Origin of the sequence: Leptolyngbya sp. FACHB-1624 (assembly GCF_047649235.1) — a bacterium.
GTDB classification, from domain to species: Bacteria; Cyanobacteriota; Cyanobacteriia; order Leptolyngbyales; family Leptolyngbyaceae; genus Leptolyngbya; species Leptolyngbya boryana.
The window spans coordinates 3,899,655-3,924,115 of sequence record NZ_CP180258.1 but is presented as its reverse complement, the minus strand read 5'-3'; the positions used below and the strand labels follow the sequence as shown (position 1 = coordinate 3,924,115).

General features: G+C 46.6%; 22 protein-coding genes, 2 tRNA genes and 1 pseudogene. 13 read left to right on the top strand and 12 right to left on the bottom strand.

The window, feature by feature from the left end:
- The first annotated feature begins 66 nt into the window (after positions 1-66).
- From ACMUEV_RS18460 to ACMUEV_RS18450, 3 genes are read left to right on the top strand one after another with little or no spacing between them, the layout of a single operon-like run.
- Positions 67-1,440, top strand: a complete 1,374-nt coding sequence (locus ACMUEV_RS18460; RefSeq protein WP_190652185.1) for an HlyD family efflux transporter periplasmic adaptor subunit — start codon at positions 67-69, stop codon at positions 1,438-1,440.
- A 38-nt stretch (positions 1,441-1,478) separates the two neighbouring features.
- Positions 1,479-1,889, top strand: a complete 411-nt coding sequence (locus ACMUEV_RS18455; RefSeq protein ID WP_017287609.1) for a HetP family heterocyst commitment protein — start codon at positions 1,479-1,481, stop codon at positions 1,887-1,889.
- Between the two features lie 26 nt (positions 1,890-1,915).
- A complete protein-coding gene (locus tag ACMUEV_RS18450; protein ID WP_190652186.1) occupies positions 1,916-2,254 on the top strand; it encodes a hypothetical protein in 339 nt (112 codons plus the stop codon).
- Positions 2,255-2,564: 310 nt separating this feature from the next.
- Here the strand turns inward: ACMUEV_RS18450 and ACMUEV_RS18445 are convergent, their stop codons facing one another.
- On the bottom strand, positions 2,565-2,882 hold the full coding sequence (locus ACMUEV_RS18445) for a hypothetical protein (RefSeq protein ID WP_017287611.1): 318 nt from the start codon (positions 2,880-2,882) through the stop codon (positions 2,565-2,567).
- Positions 2,883-3,070: 188 nt separating this feature from the next.
- The gene (locus ACMUEV_RS18440) at positions 3,071-3,334 is read right to left on the bottom strand and encodes a hypothetical protein (RefSeq protein ID WP_017287612.1); all 264 of its coding nucleotides are present in this window, start codon (positions 3,332-3,334) and stop codon (positions 3,071-3,073) included.
- 257 nt (positions 3,335-3,591) lie between these two features.
- Here ACMUEV_RS18440 and ACMUEV_RS18435 point away from each other — a divergent pair, with 257 nt between their 5' ends.
- On the top strand, positions 3,592-5,931 hold the full coding sequence (locus ACMUEV_RS18435) for a GNAT family N-acetyltransferase (protein ID WP_190652187.1): 2,340 nt from the start codon (positions 3,592-3,594) through the stop codon (positions 5,929-5,931).
- Positions 5,932-6,248: 317 nt separating this feature from the next.
- On the opposite strand, the gene ACMUEV_RS18430 is transcribed toward ACMUEV_RS18435, so the two are convergent.
- Entirely contained in the window at positions 6,249-6,581 is a 333-nt protein-coding gene (locus tag ACMUEV_RS18430) for a hypothetical protein (protein WP_190652188.1), read from the bottom strand.
- Between the two features lie 390 nt (positions 6,582-6,971).
- On the opposite strand from ACMUEV_RS18430, the gene ACMUEV_RS18425 reads away from it, so the two are divergent.
- Positions 6,972-7,727 (top strand): peptidylprolyl isomerase, encoded by a 756-nt coding sequence (locus tag ACMUEV_RS18425; protein ID WP_017287615.1) that lies wholly within the window; start codon positions 6,972-6,974, stop codon positions 7,725-7,727.
- Here ACMUEV_RS18425 and ACMUEV_RS18420 read toward each other — a convergent pair.
- On the bottom strand, positions 7,721-8,338 hold the full coding sequence (locus ACMUEV_RS18420; RefSeq protein ID WP_190652189.1) for an esterase/lipase family protein: 618 nt from the start codon (positions 8,336-8,338) through the stop codon (positions 7,721-7,723). The two genes, ACMUEV_RS18425 and ACMUEV_RS18420, sit on opposite strands and share 7 nt — an antisense overlap.
- A 74-nt stretch (positions 8,339-8,412) precedes the next feature.
- On the opposite strand from ACMUEV_RS18420, the gene fumC reads away from it, so the two are divergent.
- Complete coding sequence (gene fumC / locus ACMUEV_RS18415) at positions 8,413-9,843, top strand: class II fumarate hydratase (protein ID WP_347277617.1); 1,431 nt, start codon at positions 8,413-8,415, stop codon at positions 9,841-9,843.
- Here the strand turns inward: fumC and ACMUEV_RS18410 are convergent.
- Positions 9,830-10,696, bottom strand: a complete 867-nt coding sequence (locus ACMUEV_RS18410; protein WP_242044570.1) for a heme-dependent oxidative N-demethylase family protein — start codon at positions 10,694-10,696, stop codon at positions 9,830-9,832. The genes fumC and ACMUEV_RS18410 overlap by 14 nt on opposite strands.
- Before the next feature lie 22 nt (positions 10,697-10,718).
- Between ACMUEV_RS18410 and ilvA the strand changes: the two genes are divergently transcribed.
- From ilvA to ACMUEV_RS18395, 3 genes are all read left to right on the top strand, one after another.
- The gene (ilvA, locus tag ACMUEV_RS18405; protein WP_190652192.1) at positions 10,719-12,230 is read left to right on the top strand and encodes a threonine ammonia-lyase, biosynthetic; all 1,512 of its coding nucleotides are present in this window, start codon (positions 10,719-10,721) and stop codon (positions 12,228-12,230) included.
- Positions 12,231-12,284: 54 nt separating this feature from the next.
- The gene (locus ACMUEV_RS18400; RefSeq protein WP_017287620.1) at positions 12,285-12,794 is read left to right on the top strand and encodes an inorganic diphosphatase; all 510 of its coding nucleotides are present in this window, start codon (positions 12,285-12,287) and stop codon (positions 12,792-12,794) included.
- Between the two features lie 248 nt (positions 12,795-13,042).
- Complete coding sequence (locus tag ACMUEV_RS18395; RefSeq protein WP_017287621.1) at positions 13,043-13,888, top strand: MBL fold metallo-hydrolase; 846 nt, start codon at positions 13,043-13,045, stop codon at positions 13,886-13,888.
- A gap of 91 nt (positions 13,889-13,979) precedes the next feature.
- Here the strand turns inward: ACMUEV_RS18395 and ACMUEV_RS18390 are convergent, their stop codons facing one another.
- Together ACMUEV_RS18390 and ppk2 are read right to left on the bottom strand one after the other, a co-directional pair.
- Positions 13,980-16,151 (bottom strand): glutamine synthetase III, encoded by a 2,172-nt coding sequence (locus ACMUEV_RS18390; RefSeq protein ID WP_190652193.1) that lies wholly within the window; start codon positions 16,149-16,151, stop codon positions 13,980-13,982.
- Positions 16,152-16,178: 27 nt separating this feature from the next.
- Complete coding sequence (ppk2, locus tag ACMUEV_RS18385) at positions 16,179-17,120, bottom strand: polyphosphate kinase 2 (RefSeq protein WP_017287623.1); 942 nt, start codon at positions 17,118-17,120, stop codon at positions 16,179-16,181.
- A 605-nt stretch (positions 17,121-17,725) separates the two neighbouring features.
- On the opposite strand from ppk2, the pseudogene ACMUEV_RS18380 reads away from it, so the two are divergent.
- The 4 genes and pseudogenes from ACMUEV_RS18380 (at position 17,726) to ACMUEV_RS18365 (ending at position 20,982) form a co-directional block, all read left to right on the top strand.
- Positions 17,726-18,049, top strand: a pseudogene (locus ACMUEV_RS18380) (YnfA family protein).
- A 194-nt stretch (positions 18,050-18,243) separates the two neighbouring features.
- On the top strand, positions 18,244-19,218 hold the full coding sequence (locus ACMUEV_RS18375; RefSeq protein WP_190652194.1) for an S-layer homology domain-containing protein: 975 nt from the start codon (positions 18,244-18,246) through the stop codon (positions 19,216-19,218).
- 115 nt (positions 19,219-19,333) lie between these two features.
- Positions 19,334-19,864 (top strand): DUF3124 domain-containing protein, encoded by a 531-nt coding sequence (locus tag ACMUEV_RS18370; RefSeq protein ID WP_017287627.1) that lies wholly within the window; start codon positions 19,334-19,336, stop codon positions 19,862-19,864.
- 95 nt (positions 19,865-19,959) lie between these two features.
- The gene (locus ACMUEV_RS18365) at positions 19,960-20,982 is read left to right on the top strand and encodes a metallophosphoesterase family protein (protein WP_190652195.1); all 1,023 of its coding nucleotides are present in this window, start codon (positions 19,960-19,962) and stop codon (positions 20,980-20,982) included.
- Here ACMUEV_RS18365 and ACMUEV_RS18360 read toward each other — a convergent pair.
- From ACMUEV_RS18360 to ACMUEV_RS18340, 5 genes are all read right to left on the bottom strand, one after another.
- Positions 20,974-22,473, bottom strand: coding sequence for a gluconokinase (locus tag ACMUEV_RS18360; protein WP_190652196.1), 1,500 nt, complete (start codon positions 22,471-22,473; stop codon positions 20,974-20,976). The two genes, ACMUEV_RS18365 and ACMUEV_RS18360, sit on opposite strands and share 9 nt — an antisense overlap.
- Before the next feature lie 13 nt (positions 22,474-22,486).
- Positions 22,487-22,558: transfer RNA gene (locus tag ACMUEV_RS18355), tRNA-Thr, on the bottom strand.
- A 10-nt stretch (positions 22,559-22,568) separates the two neighbouring features.
- Positions 22,569-22,650, bottom strand: a tRNA-Tyr gene (locus tag ACMUEV_RS18350).
- 57 nt (positions 22,651-22,707) lie between these two features.
- Positions 22,708-24,237, bottom strand: coding sequence for an NAD(P)H-hydrate dehydratase (locus ACMUEV_RS18345; protein ID WP_190652197.1), 1,530 nt, complete (start codon positions 24,235-24,237; stop codon positions 22,708-22,710).
- A 33-nt stretch (positions 24,238-24,270) separates the two neighbouring features.
- Positions 24,271-24,423 (bottom strand): hypothetical protein, encoded by a 153-nt coding sequence (locus tag ACMUEV_RS18340; RefSeq protein ID WP_017287639.1) that lies wholly within the window; start codon positions 24,421-24,423, stop codon positions 24,271-24,273.
- Positions 24,424-24,461 lie beyond the last annotated feature (38 nt).

Below are 24,461 nucleotides of genomic sequence, written 5' to 3'. Positions count from 1 at the left end.
CGTTTTAGGGTTAGTTCTCACAAGATTTGTCCTATCTGAATACTATGACTCTACGAGGCATACTCTATGGTTCAGCTTGCCCCTCACAACCAAGGTTCTCCAGTCAATGATCAACAGCATGATCAACAGACGGAGAATTCCTTTCCCAAACCTTCAGGTTCCGCCCATTCTCACTGGTCTGCCCCTTTAGAAGCGGTGCTCGATCAACCTCCTTCTACATTGCCCCTGCGTCTGATGGTAGGAGGTGCGGTATTTTCGCTCTGTTTTGCATCTTGGGCTTGGTTTGGTCAGATCAATGAAGTTGCTCGCGCTCAGGGCAGGCTGATTCCCAGAGGTAGCGTGTATAAAGTCAATCCGACTGAGACAGGCAAGGTTTCTCGCATCTTAGTTGAGGAAGGGAAGCCTGTGAAAGCTGGACAAGTCATGATGGAACTGGATAATGAACAAGCCAATCATGAAGTAGAACGGTTAGAGAAAGAAAGAACCGCAGCCCAGATCGAGTGGAGTCAGACTCAATCTTTACTGGCTCAAGTTCAGCTTCAGGCAGAGAGCCGTTTAGATGCGATGCACGCTGAAATGAGAGCGCAGCAGGTCGAAATTTCCCAAGGTAAAACCAATATTGCGACCACTCAACAATTACTGGATCAACTGAATGAAGATGCGATCGCTCAGGAAACTCGGCTGAAGCGATTCCAACCTTTAGTAGAAGCAGGCGCGATCGCGCAAGAACAAGTTTTTCAAGTCCAACAAGGGTTACGCGATCGCCAACGAACGATCACAGAGCAACAAGGAACCTTGCAGCGATCAGTGGAAGATATCGAACGCCTGAATGCAGGAATCGCACAAAAACAAGCAGAACAAGCAGAACTGCAACAACAGTCGAACCAGCAAGTGCGCCAACTCGAAATCAAACTCTCTCAAATTCAAGCAAGAATTAGTGAGCTACAAACCTTGATTGCAGCAGCAAATTCTAAACTCCGGGAACGTTACTTATACGCACCGACGAGTGGTATCGTTTCTGCACTGAGTCTGCGGCATCCTGGAGAAGTCGTCCAACTGGGACAAGCGATCGCAGAGATTTCTCCAGCCCAAAAGCCACTGATCTTATCCGCAGTCCTTCCAAACCAAGAAGCAGGGTTTGTCAAAGTAGGGATGCCTGTACAGGTGAAGCTTGATGCTTATCCGTACCAGGACTATGGCATTGTTACTGGACATGTTGCGAAAATTTCTCCCGATGCTCAACCCGACGAACGCTTGGGACGCGTGTACCAAATCGAAGTGGAATTAGAACGCTCCTATATTACGAAAGATCAACAGAAAGTTTTGTTTAAGGCAGGGCAAACTGCGACGGCTGAGATTGTGACTCGGCAGCGGCGCATTGTCGATTTATTGTTTGATCCTCTGAAAAAGCTTCAGGCAAGCAACAACGTGATCCAGTGATTTTAAGATCTGACTAGGATATAAAAAAGGTGAAAAGCATGACTCAACAAGGCTTTAGAAATTCGAGCGCATCGCTCGATCGCGTCATGGAAACTGAGCAATTTAACCAAGTGATTGAAGCGATCTTAGCAGGAAAATATTCGTGGGCTTGTGTTTTAATTTTGCAGTTTGGTGGCTATAATCCGCTCCACTACATTCCCTACAGAACCTATAACCGGATTATGAAGGATCACTATCAAGCAGGGCAAAAGCAAGCTCAAACTCCTGATTCAAATCCGCAGCAACCGAATCCGATCAAGGATTTGAATTACTTGGAAGTCGTGAGTGAGCCTCGAACTCGAATTAAAGGCGGAACATTTGCAACCTTAGAACAATGGTTGGGTCAATGCAACGACTTGCCCGTGAATAAGGTGCCAAAATGGCAGGCTTCTCTGTTGACAACTGACTAGAATACTGGCAAATAAGGAGTATTTATATGCTGATTTGCGACTTGTCTCATCTTGAAATTCTGGATCACTCATCAGATATTTTTGGTGCTCTACAAGCGAATGACGGTATCCTGACCCTTTCACTGAGTGAGGACAACACGCTTTCTCTGAAACAGGGTAGTACAGAGTTGTGGAGCACAAAGCTAGCAAATTCACCTCAGGGTATCAGCCTCTCTCTCCCTGGTAATCCAAATCTTGCAGTCTCTAGCACAACAATGGCGACAGCAGATGGCAAGTCTAGAACAATCTTGGCTCTAAACTTCGGCACATCTCCGGTTGTCTCTTTCGCCTCTGCTCGGAGCTTGACAGCCAGTTTCCCATTCTAAATCTAATTACGACCTAGTAAAAACACAACACGAGTTCCGTGTTGTGTTTTCTGTATGATTAGATTGAATTTACTAGCTCGATACTGAAGAACTGTTGGAGCAACTTGTAGAGCGACTACTTGCGCTTTGGCTCGTTTCTGTAGAAGAGACGCTGATGCTGACAGATTGATGGGAAACCGTTGTGGGGTCTGAGAGAATCACCTCACTTCTAGCTTCGGCTCTCGATCGCCTATCCGCTGAAATAATTCGTCGAATCAAGATCTTGTGCTGGCTCATCTTTCGGTATCCTCAACTTTCCTGCATTTGATTTCTATTTGTTCGACACACTGACATAGATCGAGGTGCTGTTTGATCGCGCGATCGCGGTATTGTATTGCGCTGCGGCTAGCGCATAGGCATCTGCATTTGCATTGCTGGAATATAAATAGCCAACGTTATTAATCCGTGTGGATGTTTTTGTGGAAGTATAGGTCATTGAACCACTTGCACCTGCATTCGCATTGGCATAAGTAAAATTCTTCGTGCTGTAAGTTGTGGTACTGACGCTCACACTGACGCCGCCATGAATGCTCTCTTTCACAGTCGAGTCTACGCGATAGTCTAGATCAGTGATCATCAAACAAGTCATTCTTTTTCCTCCAATACTATGCAATTTGCACAAGCAATTTTGGTACGACAATATCGCCCTTAAATTTTTCAATTTAATCATTCGTGCAAAAAGCTTAAGGCAGAACAAAACAAATTAAGGTAGGGCAACAACGGAGAGATTCCATGGTTGCCCTACCTTAAACTAGTCACTCAATAATTAATTGAGTTCTAGTTGGAAGCAGAGATAGAAGTACCGCTCGAATAAGACGAGTAAGGCGTAGTTTTCGTGTAGGTGAAAATCTGAGCCAAACTGTCTTTTCCATAAGCTTCTGCATCAGATTCAGCAGTAGCGACGTTACCTTTCAGATTGACTTTCGAGTTGATGTATTTGTTGATTTTTACGGTTTCTTTGAAGGAGACAGAGGGATAAGTAAAGCCACCGAAAACTTCTGTTTGAGCGGTTTCTAAGTAGTTGAGATCAGAAATAATCATTGGATTTCTCCTTGGAATTTTTGTTTCTTAGTTGTTTCAACTCTGTTGTTTGAGTTGATATTTATAAGATAAAGGATGCGTTTTTTAGAGGTTGCCATTTTGGCAGTTTTGTTTGTGTTTTAGTAATTTTTTTCGACATTACATTTATGAGATTGAATTCTGCCAGAATGGCACATCGATACATTTTTTGATTGCTAAAATTCTTGGCGGCGGCAGAAATATTGATTGTTGATAAACAATTTCAGGAGAAACCAGATATGGAAGACATAGAAATTGACATTATTGATGATTTTGAAATGTTTCAGACGATTAGAAATACCTGGGAATCCATATACAATGCTGATCATCAGGCTCGATTCTTCTCATCTTGGATCTGGCTATCTGGAGTACTGAAACGGTATGATCAGTTTCATGAATCGTGGTTTATATTAGCAGCCAAATCAAGGAGTCGCGGTTCAGAGTATGTCGCATTTTTTCCGCTATACCTTACAGCACTTGAGAATCCAGATGGATCATTTCATAGTGAACTTGTGATGGCAGGAGTAGCTGATGCAGACCATGTTGGATTTATCTGTTTGCCTGAATATGAAATAGCTGTAAGCTCTGCGTTTGCTGCATTTCTTCAACAAGAAGAATGGTGGACTTTTGAGCTAGATAATATTTCGACGATCGAGGGAAGAATTAGCCTAATTTTGAAGGAGTTTCTGACAGACGGATTTGAATTGAAGGAACGATGCTACGTTAGTGACTTAGATCATATCGACAATAACATTGTTCCATATATTGATTTGCCAGGCACCTGGGAACAGTATCTTCAGACCGTTGTTAGCTCAAATACTCGGCACAAAATCAGACGCTTTTTCAGAAAAATTGAGGATTCTTCTGAATTCCATTTGACCTATGCCAACGCAGATAATTTTGAGGATCATCTTGAGGTACTTTTGGAACTCTGGAGATCAAACTGGGAAAGCAGAAAAGGGGCGGATCAATGCCAGAAGATTTTGGATAAGATTGGGCATACATTGCGGCATTGCTTTGAGCATCAAGCCTTGTCTTTGTCTGCGCTATGGCAGGGAGAAAAGCCACTCGGCGCGATCGCGAATCTCTTAGATTGGAGCCATAAAACGGTTTTGTTTTTGATCGGAGGACGCGACGATACTGTGAAAGATCTAGCTCCAGGAATCATTCTCCATGCGGACGCGATTCGGGATGCGATTCAGAAGGGGTTTCAAGTCTATGACTTTCTACTGGGCAATGAGGCGTATAAGTTTTCTTTTGGCGCGAAAGAGCGGCGAATTAAGATCGTTGCGATCGAGCGTAAGCACTTGCTCAATCCAATTCAGCCGCTAAATATTCGGCTGATTCCTAAAGCACTTCAAATTGCAGCAAGTTACCAACAGACGAATCAACTGAGTCAGGCTGAGCAAGCATACCGCCAGATTCTAAGGGTGCAACCTCAATATCCGGAAGCTCTGTATAACTTAGGAGTGGTGATGCATCACCAGGGAGATTATCCAACTGCCGAGGAGTGTTTTAGAAGTTTGCTACAGCTACAGCCGAACGATGTCAGAGCTTGGTTTAGTTTAGGAAACTTGTACCAAATTCAAGAGCAGTTACTAGAAGCAGAAAAGGTGTATCGGCAAGCTTTAATGCTTCAACCTCAATCCTCTAATGTTGCATTTGCTCTCTATCACAATCTGGGCTATGCCTTACAGCAGCAGAACAAATGGGACGATGCGATCGCTTGTTATCAAACGGCTCGTGAACTGAAACCGGATTCGATTGAAGCAGAAGTGATTTGGGCGAATGCACTTTACGCTCAGGGCACATTACCCCCGGAACAACAGGAGCACTATGCTGTCATCAATGCTACTTTGGGCAACAAACGCCAACAAGCAGGCGACTTAAAGGTTGCGATCGCATATTACCAGCAGGCGATCACTATGAACCCAGAGTTAGCTGAAGCTTACTATACTCTGGGGCGTGCTCTACAAAAACAAGAGCGCTGGGAAGACGCGATCTCAGCTTATCAAAGAGCGCAGGCGCTTCAGCCGGAGGTGCGTGAAATCGCCGTTTGTCTAGCAAATGCTTTTTATGCTCAGGGAAAGCTCCCTTTAGACCAGCAGGTGCATTATGCAACAGTCAATTATGAGTTAGGCGACGAGTGCCAACAGGTGGGGGATGATACCGGCGCTATTGAATGCTATCAGCAAGCGATCGCGATGAATCCAGAACTGGTAGAAGCTTACCTTGCTCTGGGGCTTGTCTTGCAAAAACAGAAAAGATGGGAAGACGCGATCGCGGCTTATCAAAAAGTACAGACACTTCAGTCTAATCATCTTCAAGCCGAGTTGGGTATCGCTGCTGTGCTTCATGCCCAGAACAAATTATCGATTGAAGATCAAGCTCGTTATGCTGCACTCAGCTACGAATTAGGGAATGCTCAGCGGCAAGCGGGTGATTTAAAGAGCGCGATCGAATCTTATCGGCAGGCAATTACTTTACGACCAGATTTAGCTGAGGTTCGCAATCATCTACGACTTGCATTGCAAGATCAGGGCAACGTCAAAATTAAGGTCAGTTGTGCAAAACAGTAGCAAAAAAGTAGGGGTGAGATACTCTCGCCCCTATCAAAATTAAAGAAAATCAAAAAGCTTGAGAGCTTGAACTGGGTAACTGACAAAACGTTGAACATCATCTTGGCTGCGTTTCTGTCCCGCACCGGATTCAAAACCCGGTGCTAACCATGCGAACTCCCTCAAGGGACTCCTGAACCCAGCTAATGGCTTAAAAATACAGTCTCTTCAGAGACTTCGTTCGATGAGCACGGGGTTTCAACCTCGTGCGGAGCAATGCGATCGCGTGCAAGCCATGCGAGATGAGAAAGATTTGTCAGTCAATCAGGAGATTGAGGCTAAGGTTTATCGATGACCAGGATTTTACCCTTAACAATCATCGTGTCTTTGTTTGAAAAGTATTTTACTTTTGTCTTCTCGATCACCTTGTCTCCCGAGCCAAAGAGATCAACTCCAGCCAGCGAATCGGTTCCGGTCGCAACTGCTATCCCACTGCCTTTTCCGATAGATCCTCCATTTCCCAATTCTTTCACTTTAGTTCTGGTATCAGTTAGGGTGAAGCTTGAATCTCCGGTAGCGGATGCGTCAGCCGTTACACCGACCATAACTCCTCCTGAAATTGTCTTGATGTCTAGAACATGTTCTAAATAGTTCAAATCGTTGATCTGCATAGGATGTATCTCACAGATAAAGCTATTTTTACAATCTAAGCAGGTGTTCGTTGAAACAAATTGCCAATTTGGCACATTCTACTCAATAGCCCACATCGAGAGAATGGAAAAGCTTTGTTAGCAGAATTAGCCAAAATGGCAACATCTAATTTTTTTCAATCCTTACACTAGCTAAAAGCCTGATTTGATCGTTCAGCTTTATACATCTTCAGGGCTGCTTGAGTCTCAATCATCTCATTTCATCTCTTGTATAAACGATCATGAAAGCGATCGTGAATAATTCCGTCTCAATACACAATCGCCCTGCCTCGATCAGTCGGTAAAATTAATTCCTACTGTAGAAGGCTGGATAGATCCTTCAATTATTCTTTCAACTCTACAGGTTCAGTGATGTTTATTCAGATTGAAAACGGCATGGTTTCCTCGTCATACTCTTCGATTCAACCTGATGAGATTGTTGGTTACTTGAAGAAGAACCTGCAATTCAAAGAAGTGTGTCAGGCGATTTTCACTCAAAAAATTATTGATCAAACGGCTCGTGAGCGTGAGATTTTTGTCTCGCCTGAGGAAATCCAAGCAGAGGCCGATCTCATCCGACGTGACCTACGGCTAGAGCGTGCCACTGATACATTAGCTTGGCTGGCAGAGCAGCAAATTACAGTTGAAGATTGGGAAGCGGGCATCCGCGATCGACTACTCACCCAAAAATTAAAAGAGACGCTATTTGGGCAGCAAGTTGAAGGTTTTTTCGCCCAGAATCGCCTGAATTTTGAGCGGGTAATTCTGTATCAAGTTCTTGTTCCTTACGAGCATGTGGCTCGAGAAGTTTTTTATCAAACCGAGGAACGAGAAATTAGTTTTTATGAAGCGGCTCACCTTTACGATATGGATAGTAAACGGCGATATCAGTGTGGGTATGAAGGAGCCGTATATCGTTGGAATTTGAAACCAGAAATCGCAGCGGCAGCATTTGGTGCGACCCCAGGAGAAGTGGTGCGTCCCATTCAGACTGATCAAGGGTTTCATCTTTTATTAGTCGAAGAGTTTATTCCCGCTCAACTGACTCCTGAAATTCGCGAAGAGATTCTCTCGACTTTGTTTAGTGAGTGGCTGAGTGGAGAATTAAATCATTGGCTGAATCAATAGGTTGTCAATGGTGAACTGGCTTTCTCAAGTGGCTTTCTCAGGGCTTCGGCAACCAGTGTCATCGATCGTGGATCAGTCACCATCCACGCATGAAGCGGAACTTTGATTTGAATCGCTTCTCCAACGGGAAGAACAGAGCTATTTGCTGGAACGATAATGCCATCCAAAGGTGTCCAAATCGAAGTGAAATTAATGCGATCGAGCATTTGCACATCTTGATTCAAATCACGCAAAAAATCGCTGTTGGGGCGCATCTGTATGCAGCCAGGACGTTGAGAAAGATAGGCTGCAAGTGTGCCATTGTGCGGTGTAGAAATCGTGATAAATCGCTGCACTCGGCTAATACCACCCAAGCGCTGAACGTAATAGCGACTGACCAGTCCACCCATGCTAAAGCCAACGAGATCAATCTGTTGATCGGCGGGAATGGTGGCTTCGATATAGGCTGCAAGTTGTTTTGCTAAGAGATCAAGGTGGCTATCTCCATTGGCTGGAATCAAGTCTAATCCATAAGTCTGCCATCCTGAACGCTCTAGGTACTGTGTCATCGGGTCGAAGAGAGCAAAGGTATCGGTGATGCCGTGAACGAAAATGACGGGATTGAGAGGCATGATTGAGCACTAGAAATGTCTTTCTTCTAGCGTAAATCGGTCAACCGTTTTTGGGATGATAAATTGGACAGGTGGTGGAATGTCCTACGATTACGGCGGAGAAACTCAGTGTGGATTTAACGACTCGGACAGAAACAGATAGTATGGGCGCGATCGCGGTCGAGTGCGATCGCTATTGGGGAGCGCAAACTCAGCGATCGCTCACGTATTTCGCAATCGGACAAGACAAAATGCCGACAGAACTGATTCGGGCATTTGGCATTTTGAAAAAAGCTGCCGCGATCGTCAATCAAGACTTAGGCAAGCTCCCTGCGGAAAAAGCAACATTGATGATTCAAGCCGCTGATGAAGTGATTGCTGGCAAGCTCAATGATCATTTTCCCTTGTCTGTCTGGCAGACCGGAAGTGGAACGCAAACGAATATGAATGCGAATGAGGTAATCTCGAATCGTGCGATCGAGATAGCGGGCGGAGAGCTGGGAAGTAAAACTCCCATTCACCCGAATGATCACGTCAATATGTCTCAATCCTCAAACGATACATTCCCAACTGCAATGCATATTGCAGCAGCAGAAGCAATTCATCAACGATTGCTGCCGATGATTAAAAAGTTGCGCGATGCATTGCAAAATAAGTCCAATGAGTTTGATGACATCATTAAAATTGGGCGGACTCATTTAATGGATGCTGTGCCCTTAACTTTAGGTCAAGAGTTCTCCGGCTATGTGGCACAGTTGGATCAAGCGATCGCCAGAATCGAAGCAACCCTACCCGGATTGTATGAGCTTGCGATTGGTGGAACTGCAGTTGGAACTGGAATCAATACCCATCCTGAGTTTGCAGTGCGATCGGCAAGTAAAATTGCAGAATTAACCGGACTTCCTTTTGTCAGTGCCCCGAATAAGTTTGCGGCCTTAGCGGCTCATGATGCGATCGTCTTTACGAGCGGAGCGATTAAAACGCTCGCTTGTGCGTTGATGAAAATCGCCAATGATCTGCGCTGGATGGGGTCAGGTCCTCGCTGTGGATTAGGAGAATTAGTGTTACCTGCGAATGAGCCTGGATCATCGATTATGCCTGGTAAGGTCAATCCGACTCAATGCGAGGCAATGACAATGGTCTGTGTGCAAGTTATGGGCAACGATAGTGCGATCGCGATTGCAGCAAGCCAAGGTAACTTTGAGCTAAATGTGTTCAAGCCTGTGTTGATTCATAATTTGATTCATTCGATTCGCATTCTTTCTGATGCGTGCTCTTCGTTTACCGATCACATGGTTGTGGGAATTGTGCCGAATCGCGATCGCATCAATCATTTTTTGGAAAACTCCTTGATGCTCGTGACAGCTTTGAATCCTAAGATTGGATACGATAACGCTGCCAAAGTTGCTTACAAAGCTTATAAGGAGAACTCTACTTTGCGTCAAGCTTGTATTGAACTCGGATTGCTCACGGGAGAAGAATTCGATCAATTCGTGCGTCCAGAGCAAATGATTAATCCAAGTTAAGTTCCCTTAAAAGCCTGTCTCGAATTGGCTGAATGTTCTTGTAAAGCTGCATTTCTGGCGACAGCGATCGCACATTCTCAGCGAGTCCCTTCGCCAATTCGGGATACGCTTTCAAAATCTCGATCGGATAAAGATACGTGCGAATCCCAAACAAAATACTATGCTCAAATCTTCGCAGAGTTTGCCGTTCAACCCGAATCCATAAATGCTCTCCTGTATTGTGTGACTCGCTTTGATATCCCAAAAATAGCTCTGGCGTATCCACAATGCTCCAATTCAATCGAACGCCAGGAAATTCAGGCTTTAAGCGATCGAAGAACCGATCGACCGGATGTTCTAACTGCTCTGGATAGTCCGGCACAGGTTGGTGAATCTCGACTAAAGGTCGTCCAAGTTTGTCTCTCAATCGCCACCGGGACGGAAAACAAAGTGATGCTGCACTCAGAAAATACTGATTCTCATGCTTTTGCATCACACACAGGTCTTCTTGAACTAAGCGACCGGCTAAATCTAAAGGATTTTCAAATTCAGAGATTTGCCAAGTTTGATTCGTAAGCCGAATTGTAATGCGATCGCCGATTCGCTGATAAAAATCAGGAAAGTAATGCAAGAGATGATCGAGTAAGCGATCGAGAACTTCCCGCTGTGCAGCCTCGCTCCCTGCTAAACTCGCGAATACTTCTGAATAGTTCGTTTCTAGTAACTTTGCTTTTCGCTGCAAATACGACTCAAACTGATCATCAATTTCGATCCAGTCTTCTACCCTGAGTGATTTCAAACCGAGTTTCAAAGTTCGGTTGCCCTCAAACGGCAAATAAATTCGTTGACTTCTACCCGTAAAATAAGAATTCAACCCCTTTCCTCCCCGCATCTTTATGTCCGGTGACTACCTAGAACGCATTCTCAATGCCCGTGTATACGATGTTGCACAAGAAACGCCGTTAGAATTTGCTCCGAATCTCTCTGCTCGGTTGAACAATCGAGTCTTGCTCAAACGCGAAGACATGCAGTCTGTTTTTTCTTTCAAACTGCGCGGAGCTTACAACAAAATGGCGCAACTCTCGCCAGAGATCTTAGCGCAGGGTGTCATTGCTGCCTCAGCGGGAAATCATGCGCAAGGTGTTGCTCTGGGTGCAAAGCGCTTAGGCACAACGGCAATCATTGTCATGCCTGTCACCACACCGCAAGTGAAAATTGATGCTGTGCGATCGCGCGGTGGAGAAGTCGTTCTACACGGAGACACCTACGACGATGCGTATGCGTATGCCCGTCAATTAGAAGCCGAAAAAGGACTGACGTTTGTGCATCCTTTCGACGATCCCGATGTGATCGCGGGACAAGGCACGATCGGCATGGAAATTCTGCGGCAGTATCAGCAACCAATTCATGCGGTCTTTGTCGCGATCGGTGGGGGCGGGCTGATTTCAGGCATTGCAGCTTATATCAAACGATTGCGTCCAGAGACAAAAATCATCGGAGTTGAACCAGTCGATGCAGATGCGATGACTCAATCTCTTAAGGCGGGACATCGGATCAAATTGCCGAATGTCGGACTGTTTGCGGATGGGGTTGCCGTGCGAGAAGTGGGAGCCGAAACGTTTCGGCTGTGCCAGCAGTATGTGGATGACATGATTTTGGTCGATACCGATGACACTTGTGCGGCGATTAAAGATGTCTTTGAAGACACCCGATCGATTCTCGAGCCTGCTGGAGCTTTAGCGATCGCGGCAATGAAAGCCTATGTCGAACGCGAACAAATGACCGGACAAACTCTTGTCGCGGTCGCTTGTGGGGCGAATATGAACTTCGATCGTCTGAGATTTGTTGCCGAACGTGCAGAACTGGGAGAACGCCGAGAAGCCATTTTTGCCGTCACCATTCCCGAAGAGCGCGGCAGTTTAAGAAAATTCTGCGATCTTCTCGGGGGAAGAAGTATTACTGAATTCAATTACCGAATTGCTGATGAGAAAATCGCTCACATTTTCGTTGGGATGCAGGTTTCAGGGCGCTCTGATGCGGCTCAAATGGTCACAACTTTTGAATCGAATGGATTCAAGACGCTGGATCTCACGGATGATGAATTTGCGAAACTGCATCTGCGGCACATGGTCGGAGGTCGCTCTGCTTTGGCAGAGAACGAGGTTTTATACCGATTTGAATTTCCCGAACGTCCAGGAGCCTTGATCAAATTTCTTACCTCAATGCGTCCAGACTGGAACATCAGCCTCTTTCACTACCGCAATCACGGAGCCGACTACGGGAGAATTGTACTCGGAATTCAAGTCCCACCGCATGAAATGGAAGACTGGCAAGCTTTTCTCGATACGATTCACTATCGATATTGGGACGAAAATCAAAATCACGCCTACAAACTCTTCTTGGCGTGAACCGCTCTCCCCTACAATTCAGAATGGTAAAACTGTTTAGCTTGGAGAAACGCAGTGGATTTATCACGCATTCCCGCCCAACCCAAACCGGGCTTAATTAACGTCTTGATCGAAATTCCCGCAGGCAGCAAAAACAAATACGAATTTGACAAAGATCTCAATGCCTTCGCCCTCGATCGCGTTCTGTATGCCTCGGTCATGTACCCCTTCGATTACGGCTTCGTCCCCAATACCCTCGCGGATGATGGCGATCCGCTCGACGGCATGGTGATTATGGATCAGCCCACTTTCCCTGGATGCGTGATCGCAGCCCGTCCGATCGGCATGTTAGAGATGATTGATGGTGGCGATCGCGATGAAAAGATTCTCTGCGTTCCCGACAAAGATCCTCGGTACGCAAACGTCAAATCACTCAATGATATTGCCTCTCATCGTTTAGACGAAGTGGCAGAATTCTTTAGAACCTACAAAAATCTGGAGAAAAAAGTCACCGAAATTCTCGGTTGGCAAGATGTGGATAAAGTGATGCCACTGGTTGAAAAATGCATTAAAGCTGCAATCTAGATTCCGTAAATTTACGTAGATTACAGGGCTCAGGAAAATTCCTCAGCCTTTTTTTATATCTGCGTCTATAATTCATGTCAACTTGGTAGTCGTGAAAACCTGTTGGGTAGCTTAGAAGTAGGGACAACCCTCCCACCGTCAAATCATACGGTTCTGTCGCAAACTGCTTGTGGCAATCGACACAATAAAGATAGTTTTATCTGCCGAAGTCGAGTTCATGAGCGCTTGAAGTAAACGCAAATCCAGCAATGACCCAGTCTTCCGATTTTTTCATTCACTTTTGGGGTGTTCGAGGCAGCATCGCCGTTCCCGGAAAAGAAACCGTTCGCTATGGTGGCAATACATCCTGTATTGAAATGCGAGTCGGTGGCAAACGCTTGATTTTTGATGGCGGGACTGGGTTGCGAGTTCTTGGCAAGTCGATGCTCAAGCAGATGCCCGTCGAAGCCCACATGTTTTTCTCCCATTCCCACTGGGATCATATTCAAGGCTTTCCTTTCTTCGTTCCTGCCTTTATTCCTGGCAATTGCTTTCACATCTATGGTGCGATCGCTCCCAATGGCGCAACGATGCAAAAGCGACTCAGCGATCAAATGCACGACCCCAATTTTCCCGTGCCGATGCAGATCATGAAGTCCGATCTCAAATTCACCGATCTGATGGTGGGGGATGTCATTGACCTAGACGGCATTCGCATTGAGACCGGACCGTTAAATCATCCGAATAGTGCGATCGGCTATCGCGTCACCTATAACGGTAAAACTGTTGTTTATGCAACCGATACCGAACATTATCCCGATCGCATTGATGAAGATTTGGTCTATCTTGCTCGTGATGCAGATATTTTGATCTACGACGCTTGCTATACCGATGAGGAATATCACGATCCCAAAGCTCCGAAAATCGGTTGGGGACATTCCACCTGGCAAGAAGCACTGAAAGTCGTAGATGCGGCACGCGTGAAAAAAGCAGTGATGTTCCACCATGATCCGAATCACGATGATGACATGTTGGATCAGATTGAAGCAGATGTGAGATCGGTCTTTCCCAATAGCTTGTTAGCGCGTGAAGGAATGATTCTCCCCGTCGATTAAGGTCGCCCAAGAGTATCATTGTCCATCGTGCAATTGCGTTGAAAAAAGCCGCCTTCATTGAAGGCGGCTTTTTCTTAGGTAAAACGATCAGCTATTTCACAAACAGCATCTCTTGATAAGTCGGCATCGGCCACAGATCATCTGCGACTTCACCTTCGAGGGCATCTGCATACTCGCGCACCTTGTCCATTAAAGGACGAATGGTTTGAGAGCAGTACTGCATGTGAGCCTCTACACTCTCAAAATCATGCTGGCTCATGGCTGTGCTCAATTTACTAACGTTATCCATCATCGATTGAATCAAAGCTGCCACTTTTTCAGCCGTGTCTTTCTCAAGCGTCAAGCCAATACCGCTAATTGCTGAGATCGAAGTTGCTAAATCTGTTAGATACCTGACTGCCGCAGGGTAAATGATCGTTTTCGCCATGGTTACGACGAGCTTCGCTTCAACCTCGATCGATTGAATATATTGCTCCGCATAAACATCAAAGCGGCTTTCAAGTTCAACAGGAGTGAGCACTCCAACCTTCTCAAAGAGATCTTCGATCGCCTTATCTTTCAACACCGGCAAGGCATCGGCAGTTGTCCGAAGATTCGGCAGTCCGCGCTCTTCCACTGCCATGCGATGCCATTCTTCAGAGTAGCCATCTCCTCCAAAGATGACAGCACTATGTTTGTCCATCACTTCTTTGAGCACAGTGAACACTGCTGCACTCAATTCGGTTCCTTTTGCCAGTTCAGCTTCCAGTTGGTCAGATACCCAGGACAGCGAATCTGCCAAGATCGTATTCATTGCGACCAAGGGACCCGAAACAGATTGACCCGAGCCAACCGCACGGAATTCAAAGCGGTTGCCAGTAAAAGCAAAGGGAGACGTACGATTGCGATCGCCCGGATCTTTCGCAAATATCGGTAAGGTATCGACTCCTAGATCCATCATTCCGCCGTGGGTCGAATCTTTGACTTCACCTTTGGCGATCTGTTCAAACACTTCTTCGAGCTGCGTGCCGAGATAGACCGAAATGATGGCAGGTGGAGCTTCATTTGCTCCGAGACGGTGATCGTTACTCGCCGTTGCCACAACCGCTCGTAACAGTGAGCCATAGGTATGAACTCCTCGAATCACTGCGCCACAGAACAACAGAAATTGGAGGTTTTTGTGCGGTGTATCACCTGGATCTAGCAAATTCCCTTGAGTGGGATTGCCGACCGACCAGTTTACGTGCTTTCCTGAACCATTCACGCCTGCAAATGGCTTCTCATGCAGTAAGCACATAAAACCATGCTTTTTAGCAGTCGTCTTGAGAATGGTCATGATCAACTGCTGGTGATCACTCGCAACGTTGGCTGCTTCAAAAAATGGTGCAATTTCAAACTGCCCAGGAGCGACTTCGTTGTGTCGAGTTTTGGCGGGAATTCCCAGTCGGTATAGTTTCTCTTCTACATCCTGCATGAAGACCTGAACCCGCTCTGGAATTGCACCGAAGTAGTGATCATCAAATTGTTGACCTTTTGCCGCAGGCTTGCCGAACAAAGTCCGACCTGTTAAGAGCAAATCTGGACGATTGTGAGCAAAGTGAGCATCCACTAAGAAATACTCTTGCTCTGCACCACAGCTTGAGTTGACAGGAGCAACATCCGTGTAGCCAAGCAGTTTCAAGGCACGAGTCGCAGCTTTATTCATTGCAGCGATCGAGCGCAGTAACGGCGTTTTTTTATCGAGTGCTTCGCCTGTCCAAGAGACAAACACCGTCGGAATGCACAAGGTCACGCCGTTATCGGTTTCCATCACATAGGCAGGACTCGTCACATCCCAAGCCGTGTATCCGCGTGCTGCATTGGTGGCTCGCAGTCCGCCATTCGGAAATGATGAGCCATCCGGTTCACCTTGAACCAGCACTTTGCCCGTAAATTCTGAGATCACAGACCCATCACTTTGTACGGAAATGAATCCATCGTGCTTTTCAGCCGTTGCATTCGTGAGTGGGTAAAAGACGTGAGCATAATACAGTGCGCCCTTCGAGATTGCCCAATCTTTCATGGCTGCCGCAACGACACCTGCGACAGAAACATCGAGTTTCCCACCGGTTTTAACTGTGCTTTGGAGTGATTTGAAGACATCCTTGGGTAAGCAAGCTTGCATCTTGCTCAAGGTAAACACATCGCTTGCCCAGATTGCTTCTAGACGAGCAGGAACTTTCGGAGGAAGGGGAACTCGATCGGTAACTTGAGAGATCGCTTTAACACGCAATTCGTGGCTCATAGGGATTGTCCTGAGAAAGTGGAAAACTTAGTAAACGTGGGGAACAAAGAACTGTTCGTTGCGAGGGGGACGCACATAGTCGTCTGGGGCAGCGCGGCGTGGAGGAAGTTCCAGCGCTTCGGGGGTCATATCGGTGTAAGGAACCTTGCTCAAAATATGGCTGAGACAGTTGAGACGTGCCCGTTTCTTGTCATCTGCCTCGACCGTGAACCAAGGAGCTTCAGGAATATTCGTATGAGCAAACATCGTATCTTTTGCTTTGGAATATTCCACCCAGCGATCGCGCGATTCGAGATCCATTGGACTGAGCTTCCAACGACGAGCCGGATCGACCGTTCGCGATTGAAATCGCCGTTCTTGTTCTTCGTCACTGACGGAAAACCAATACTTCAGCAGCATGATCCCCGATCGTACAATCATCCGCTCAAACTCTGGGCAGGATTGCATAAATTCGGTGTACTGAGCGTCGGTACAAAAGCCCATCACATGCTCAACGCCTGCTCGGTTGTACCAACTGCGATCGAACAAAATAATCTCTCCGGCTGCGGGCAAGTGTGCGACATAGCGCTGAAAATACCACTGTGTTTTTTCACGATCGGAGGGAGTCCCCAGTGCAACAATGCCACAACCGCGAGGATTAAGCGGTTCTACAATGCGCTTAATGGTTCCTCCTTTTCCAGCAGCATCGCGCCCTTCAAATAAGATCACGAGACGATAGCCTGTGTGCTTGATCCAGTACTGCATTTTGACCAACTCACACTGCAAACGTGCAAGTTCTAGCTCGTAAGCTTGCTTGCCGAGCTTTTTTTGCTCAGGAAGGTCACTTTCAAAAGGCTCTGATGGATTTTCGGCAGAAGGCGGATGGGTCTGATGTTTATTCTTTTTATGTTTCTTGTGTTTCTTTTCCTTACTCGATGACTGATTGTTTTCCTGTTGTCCAGCTAAACCATTTAGATTTTGGAATTCCATGACACTAAACCTCCGAGAAGCTAGGACTCAGAAAGGGAGAAACCTCTAGAACATTGTGAGCGTCTCTCCCTCCCTAATGCTTTCCAGTGAGGAAAGGTCTGAGAAGGGGACGCGAACTGTGAATCTGAATTGTATCAGCGCAATGGCCAAGACTCCGGCAACCCCTTGCGGGAGAGCCTTGATCGCACAGTTCCTTACAAATCAGCAGAAAGCACCTTTCAGACACAGCTAGATGCCCCAATTCGCGATCGTTAAACATGCCTATCGCGAATCTGCAATATGTTCAAACGTTTCCAAGATAAATCTGATAGATGTCATCAAGATCCATCCATCAAATTGCTTGAAATCAGCATTTGGATACTTGCAAAGGTTTAACCTCCGTCACATGGTAGGAACAGTCCCCTTAGAAATTTGTATCAGAAAATACAATCTGCAGGGAAAGTAAAAAACTTTACACAATTTAATATTTAACAGGATGATGTATCATTAATTATTATATAGCTTGAGCTTATCTAAAAACCGAATTGCGATCGTATGCTTGCTAGCCATTTCATTTGCGCTGTACTCATTGAGGCATCTAGACTGATGAGCGATTCTTGCAAATCATGATTCAATCCTTACTCTTCTTTGTTCTCGCAGCACTGTGTGAGATTGGTGGCGGTTATCTCTTTTGGCTTTGGCTCCGAGAAGGCAAAAGTGCGTGGCTAGCAGTGATTGGCGTGATCATTTTGGCGATTTATGGTGTGGTTCCAACGTTACAGCCTGCCAATTTCGGTCGCGCCTACGCAGCATAGGGTGGGATTTTCATCGTTTCATCTATCTTGTGGGGCTGGTTTGTCGATCGAGTTGCTCCTGATCGATACGATTGGCTCGGAGGCTGGCTCGCACTTCTGGGCGTTCTAGTCATGATGTATGCGCCTCGAAGCTAAGCTGATTCTTCATAGAGTGGGATACAGAATACTGTAATCGGAATAGAGCTAAAGAACGGGTGATCTATCGACTGTAGCAATTTCGACAGACCCTTCCAGTTCAGATTTTGCCGTAATACTCAGTCTTTAGATTGAAAAATATTTGATCCGAAAAGAGCTACAAAGAAAGGCATACTTTGCAGGCAAAAATAATTATGTCTAGAAGACTCTACTATCTACCATTAGCAGGATGTTTAGCGGCAGGAATCACGATTTCGCTAAATGCCACTTCTAATGCTCAGCAGAATTCTCAAGGCAGCTTTCCTGACACTCAAAAGCACTGGGCACAACCTTTTATTAATGCACTTGCTCAGCGTAATATTCTCCAGGGCTATCCAGATGGAACATTTCGTCCCACTCGTCCTGTAGAAAGAGATGAATTTGCAGCAATTATCCGGGAAGCATTTAACCAAAACCGAGAAAGACAGATTTCCAGTGGCAGTGCGTATCGAGATGTTCCGAGTGGGTACTGGGCGTCTCTTGCGATCGAAGAAGCTTATGAGATGGGCTTTATGAATGGCTATCCTGATAAGACGTTTCGCCCGAGACAATCCGTTACACGGGCTGAAGTTCTCACGTCACTTGCTCGAAATCTAGAACTCAGTCAGCGGGTTCCGAGTACTGCTACAACGGCACAGCAAGCTCAAAATGCGAAGGCTCCCGCCCAACAAGCTTCTGCCCAACAAACTCCCAGACAGCAAACTCGGCGACCGATCGTACTGCCGTTCGCGGCTCTAACCTTGATGCAGCCTCTGATGAGTGCTGCTAAGACTGCAACTCCGCCTGCTAAGGCTGCAACTCCACCTGCTCAGCCTGCTCAATCCCAAACGGTTGCCAGTGCAAATTCTACTTCAGTTCCTGCTAGCCAGACCCTCAACAGTTACTATGATGATGCAGATCAAATTCCACAGTTTGCGAGAGATGCGATCGCATCTGTGACTCGTGCTGGGATTGTGGTGAATCATCCGCAGCAGCGTCTTCTCAATCCGAATCAGCCTGCAACTCGTGGCGATATGGCAGCTTTTATCCATCAAGCCCTCGTCAATAAGGGACAAGTGCCGCCTCTGAACAGTGAGGTTGCTGCTTCTCGCTATATTGTGGGACGGGAACCGAATCGCTCTAATCCATAGCTCGATTTGCATTGCGTTAGTGGCGAGGATACTGACGCAATGCTGAACTTTTGACAGGGCATTGCGATCGCACTTATTGTTGGTCTAGTCGGATTCATCCCCAGCCAACGCGATTATGATCAAGCGATATTTCTGTCTTGCTATTGTAGGTCTGATTTTACTAGGATGTAAACCAGAGGCTGAACTGCCCCCTACTCCTCAGTTGAAAACTGTGACACTCACAAACAGCATTAAAATTGCTAGAGGTCAAACGGTCTATGTCCCTGTCTACTCTCATATCTATTCGATAAGTCGTAGTCAGAAGATGGACTTATCAGTGACTCTGAGTGTGCGAAATACAGACCAATCCCACCCGATGATCATTACTTCTGTGTTCTACCACGATACAAATGGCAAGTTAATTCGGAAATATTTAGAGCAGCCTGTAGAACTGAGACCGCTTGCCTCAACCTATTTTTTTGTCGATCAAGCAGATACAGGTGGGGGTGCAGGAGCGAGCTTTTTAGTCGAGTGGGTCGCCCAGCAGAAAGTAACTGATCCAGTCATTGAAACGGTGATGATCAACACGATGGGCAACCAGGGAATTTCATTTGTGAGCGAGGGACGAGTGATTAAACGTCGAGAGGCAAGTACCTCGTCGAAGTAAATCTGACTTGAAGATTGATAGCGTTAGCCGAATCTAGCCATTCAAGGTTAAGATTGGTGTCTAAGCAGATTAAGGGCAGGTTTAAACTGTGCGCTATGCGAACAATCGTAGTCGGCGATATTCATGGTTGTTATCGAGAACTTTTGCGGTTGCTTGAGAAAGTGCAACTGGCGGATGAGGACTGTCTCATTTCACTAGGAGATATCGTCGATCGCGGTCCTGATTCTGTCAAAGTGTATGATTTTCTCAGAAATCGCCCGAATACGATCGTCTTGATGGGTAATCATGAGCGTAAGCATCTGAAACAAACGTTGTCCTATTCTCAAGAGATTGTCAAATTGCAGTTCGGCGATCGCTATACGGAGTTTCTAGACTGGATTCGCCTGCTTCCCTACTATTACGAAACGCCTGAAGCGATTCTAGTTCATGCTGCGGTCGAAAATGGTATCGACATTGCACAGCAACGAGAAGAGGTACTGTGTGGCTGCACAGCAGGTGAGAGGTATCTAGAAAGGCAGTACGGTCAAGCCTATTGGACTCAGTTTTATCGGGGCGTAAAGCCTGTGATTTTTGGTCACCACGTGGTCGAAAATCGTCCTTTGGTCGTTGAGCAGAAAGCCTATGGGATTGATACCGGAGCGTGCCATGGGGGGCGATTAACAGCACTGATTTTACCGAGCTTTGAGGTTGTCCAGGTTCAAGCTGCAAAAGATTATTGGCGTGAGGAAATTGTCAAATGGCAATTACCTGTGCTGAAAGCCAAGCCTTGGAAAACGTATAAGTGGGAAAAGATTAAGGCAATGTGTGAGGAGAATCGCAATTCTTCGATTCCAGACCTAGCTGCATTTACGATTCAGAAGGAGCGATGGATGAGCAACTTACTGGCTTTATCGACGATCGCAATTCCGAAAATCGAACAGCAACTGGCAACTTTAATTGCACAGTATGGGGTAGATGATTTCAAGAAGCAAGCCTGCCATTTCAGCTATGCTCCTCTGTTGTATAAGGCAAATTCCAGCCAACTCACGCTTGAATTTCTCAAACAAACTCTTCCGACCCCTGAGCGATGGCTTCAGGTGATGGCTGATCTCGGCATTGATATAGATACCTCAATCTAGAGTAGAAAATTCTGGTTCTAGCAGATAGTAAAGCCGTTGGTAACGATCAAATAACTTGTGATATTGCTGCGATCGCTCTAAATTGGGCAGATGTCGATCGTGAATCCGAATCATCGACTGTACAGCTTCGAGTTGGGCGATTTCCCCAACTGCATACATTGCAAGTACTGCTCCGCCGAATCCGCTTGCCTCATAGACTTCAGGTGCAAGAACTTCTATCCCAAATAAATCCGCCATCATCTGCCGCCAAATGCGCGATCGTGTCATTCCACCGGATGCCAAAATAGTCTGACTCGCGTCAGTCAAGTCACTCAACACAGTTGTAATACTATACGCTGCAAACAAAATCCCTTCTAAAACGGCTCGAACAAAGTGCGATCGCTTATGTTGCAAAGACATACCAAAAAATACCCCCCGTGCATCTGCATTCCAGTAGGGCGCGCGTTCTCCAGACAGAAACGGCAAAAACAGTAATCCCTCTGCTCCGACTGGAATAGATTCGGCAAGCTGAATTAAGTGTGCATAAGCGTCTTGCTCGGGTTCGATTTCAAGCTGTCCAAAGGTATCGCGGAACCATCGCAGAACAATCCCACCATTGTTAGAAGCTCCACCAATCACCCAGTATTTCTCGGTTAAGGGATAGCAGAAGGTGCGACCTTGCTCGTCGGTAATTGGCTGAGAGACAACTTTTCGGACGGCGCTACTGGTTCCAACGGTGATCGCTAACTGATCCGATGCGATCGCGCCGACTCCTAAATTTGCAAGTACACCATCGCTTGATCCAACGACAACCGGAACGTTCGGATCGAGTCCCATTGCTGCTGCATATTCAGGCTTCATGCCTTGCAGAATATGAGTGGTTGGAACTAACTGGCTCAGTTGATCGACCCGCACTTGAGCGAGGTTAAGCACTTCTTGATCCCAGTTCAAAGCTTTGAGATTGAGCAATCCGGTTGCCGCTGCGATCGAGTAATCAACCACATATTGTTCAAACAACTGATACAGGACGTATTCTTTAATCGAGATAAACTTCACTGCTTTATTAAAGCGATCGGGGTCACATTCTCGCATCCATAGCAACTTGGTTAAAGGCGACATCGGATGCAGCGGTGTGCCTGTCTTTCTGTAGATCTGAATTCCATGTGGGCTTTGCTTTAATGCTGCGGCTTGTGCCACACTGCGATTGTCTGCCCAAGTGATGCTCTGACTCAGGGGAAAATGATCTGCACCCATGACAATCAGACTATGCATGGCAGACCCGCACCCAATCGCCGCAATGTCGCGGCTAGATAAATTGGCGCGCTGAATTGCTTCTTGAACTGATTCTAGAACTGCGGAAAAAATCAGGTTGGGATCTTGTTCAGCAAATCGCGGTTGAGGGGAAAGCAACGGGTACTCTCGACTGGCAATGCCTTTCATCTCGCCGATCGAGGTAACGACGATCGCTTTTGTGCTCGTCGTACCGATATCAATTCCAATAAAATGATTCATGACTCGATTTTAAAGCCCGTGACGAGGATTGAACTCGTGACCTCACCCTTACCAAGGGTGTGCTCTACCACTGAGCCACACGGGCAAAATGTGAATGGGCCGAGCTGGATTTGAACCAGCGTAGGCGTAGCCAGCGGATTTACAGTCCGCCCCCATTAACCACTCGGGCATCGACCCTTGTCATTCACAAGAATTTATCTTAGCACAGGTTCTTGAGGAAAGCTACATAAAAACTTAGTTTTTTTGGTGAGCAGCGATCGACGGGATTAAAAACTGGGTCAAGGTATGGGCATCAACACCAAGCTCCGTCCGGGTTTCAGCGGCAAGAATTCCCGCTTGAGCATGCCACCACGCAGCAGTTTGAGTCATATCGAGAAGCGAAATTTGGCTCTGGGCGGCGATCTGTTGAGCCAATAATCCACCCAATAAGCCCGTGAGCACATCCCCACTGCCGCCGCGTGCAAGCGCCGGAGTACTTTCTGGATTAATTCTTAGTTCTCCTTCAGGATTGGCGATCGCAATTCTTGCTCCTTTCAACAACACGATCGCTGTCGTTGCTGCTGCCGCTGCTCGAACTGCTGTAGCCCGACAGGTTAAATCAGCATTCGGAAATAATCGCTTGAATTCTCCTAGGTGCGGGGTCAAAATCGTCGCAGCTTGACGGGTTTTGAGCGTTTCTGCACCCAGTTTTGCCAGCGCATTCAGTCCATCTGCATCTAAAACTAAAGGTCGATCGCTGTCTAAAACTTGTCGCACAATGTCAGCCGCTTCTAACGTTAGACCCGGCCCACAGGCGATCGCATCAAAGGCAGTGAGATCGAGATCAAGCTGAGCGATCGCACCTGACTCAGTTTCAGGACAACCAATAATCAGCGCCTCTGGCAGGTGAGAAGACAGCATTGGCTTGAGAGAATTTGGAACTGAGATCGACAGCATTCCAACCCCGCTGGCTCGTCCTCCCAATCCAGTCAATAACGCCCCTCCTGCATATCGCTCTGAACCGCAAATCAGTAAGAGATGACCCATCTTATATTTATGAGTCGAAGCGGGACGCTGAAGTGGCAAAGTAGACATCGCCCAAGCTGAAGTCACGCGATGGGTTTGGGGAGATTCGCCCAAAATCGCAAAAATATCCGCAAGCGGAATATCGAAATCAATTAATTCGGCTTTGCCAACAAATTCAAGGGCAGGTTCTTGCAATATGCCGAGTTTCCATAAGCCAAGACAAAGCGTGTGCGTCGCTCGAATGGCGGCTCCTAAGGCTCGACCTGTATCGGTATCTAATCCAGACGGCAGATCAATACTGATCACGGGGATCTGCCAGCTATTCACTTGATGAATGAGAGAAAGAATTGGATCTTCGATCGCTCGCGTTAATCCGAATCCAAACAAGCCATCAATGATCAAATCGCACGATCGTAAATCCTCAACGTCACAAGGAATACCCAAGGACTTTGCATACTGAAGATGGGTTGCAGTCAAATCCTTGAAGCGGGAGAAGGGACTGAAAACCTGAACGTCATAGCCGCGAAAATGGAGTTCCCGCGCCACGACGAGCGCGTCTCCACCGTTGTGCCCTGGGCCAACAAGAATACCCACCTTACATGCTGGATACAGTTGAGCAATACGATCGCTCAACTTTCCTGCGACTTTCTCCATCAGTGCCGCAACGGGCATTCCAGCCTCAAAAATGCGATGCTCGATCGATCTCATCTGATCAGCCGTTACCAGAATCCGGGAAAGGTGTTCTAATCTGGAATTCACGATCGCCCTGCCAATAACCGCACCTACAGCCTATCAAGAACTCTTCCCGGGTTCCATCAGCCGCAGATACAGAAATGTTGCAAAAAAGAAGAACGGCACAAAAAACCATTCTGGAGAATTGCGGTACACCCAAATCATCAGGATAAGCCAGCAAATCAAGCTCGTAATGGCGAGAAGCTCACGCATAGAATACCTCGGTGATTTCCAGGGGATTGTTTTACATA

Bases quoted from the DNA above. Each gene is read 5' to 3' on its own strand.
- ACMUEV_RS18460 (WP_190652185.1), top strand. From the start codon at position 67: ATGGTTCAGCTTGCCCCTCACAACCAAGGTTCTCCAGTCAATGATCAA.
- ACMUEV_RS18455 (WP_017287609.1), top strand. From the start codon at position 1,479: ATGACTCAACAAGGCTTTAGAAATTCGAGCGCATCGCTCGATCGCGTC.
- ACMUEV_RS18450 (WP_190652186.1), top strand. From the start codon at position 1,916: ATGCTGATTTGCGACTTGTCTCATCTTGAAATTCTGGATCACTCATCA.
- ACMUEV_RS18445 (WP_017287611.1), bottom strand. From the start codon at position 2,882: ATGACTTGTTTGATGATCACTGATCTAGACTATCGCGTAGACTCGACT.
- ACMUEV_RS18440 (WP_017287612.1), bottom strand. From the start codon at position 3,334: ATGATTATTTCTGATCTCAACTACTTAGAAACCGCTCAAACAGAAGTT.
- ACMUEV_RS18435 (WP_190652187.1), top strand. From the start codon at position 3,592: ATGGAAGACATAGAAATTGACATTATTGATGATTTTGAAATGTTTCAG.
- ACMUEV_RS18430 (WP_190652188.1), bottom strand. From the start codon at position 6,581: ATGCAGATCAACGATTTGAACTATTTAGAACATGTTCTAGACATCAAG.
- ACMUEV_RS18425 (WP_017287615.1), top strand. From the start codon at position 6,972: ATGTTTATTCAGATTGAAAACGGCATGGTTTCCTCGTCATACTCTTCG.
- ACMUEV_RS18420 (WP_190652189.1), bottom strand. From the start codon at position 8,338: ATGCCTCTCAATCCCGTCATTTTCGTTCACGGCATCACCGATACCTTT.
- ilvA (WP_190652192.1), top strand. From the start codon at position 10,719: ATGTCCGGTGACTACCTAGAACGCATTCTCAATGCCCGTGTATACGAT.
- ACMUEV_RS18395 (WP_017287621.1), top strand. From the start codon at position 13,043: ATGACCCAGTCTTCCGATTTTTTCATTCACTTTTGGGGTGTTCGAGGC.
- ACMUEV_RS18390 (WP_190652193.1), bottom strand. From the start codon at position 16,151: ATGAGCCACGAATTGCGTGTTAAAGCGATCTCTCAAGTTACCGATCGA.
- ppk2 (WP_017287623.1), bottom strand. From the start codon at position 17,120: ATGGAATTCCAAAATCTAAATGGTTTAGCTGGACAACAGGAAAACAAT.
- ACMUEV_RS18375 (WP_190652194.1), top strand. From the start codon at position 18,244: ATGTCTAGAAGACTCTACTATCTACCATTAGCAGGATGTTTAGCGGCA.
- ACMUEV_RS18370 (WP_017287627.1), top strand. From the start codon at position 19,334: ATGATCAAGCGATATTTCTGTCTTGCTATTGTAGGTCTGATTTTACTA.
- ACMUEV_RS18365 (WP_190652195.1), top strand. From the start codon at position 19,960: ATGCGAACAATCGTAGTCGGCGATATTCATGGTTGTTATCGAGAACTT.
- ACMUEV_RS18360 (WP_190652196.1), bottom strand. From the start codon at position 22,473: ATGAATCATTTTATTGGAATTGATATCGGTACGACGAGCACAAAAGCG.
- ACMUEV_RS18340 (WP_017287639.1), bottom strand. From the start codon at position 24,423: ATGCGTGAGCTTCTCGCCATTACGAGCTTGATTTGCTGGCTTATCCTG.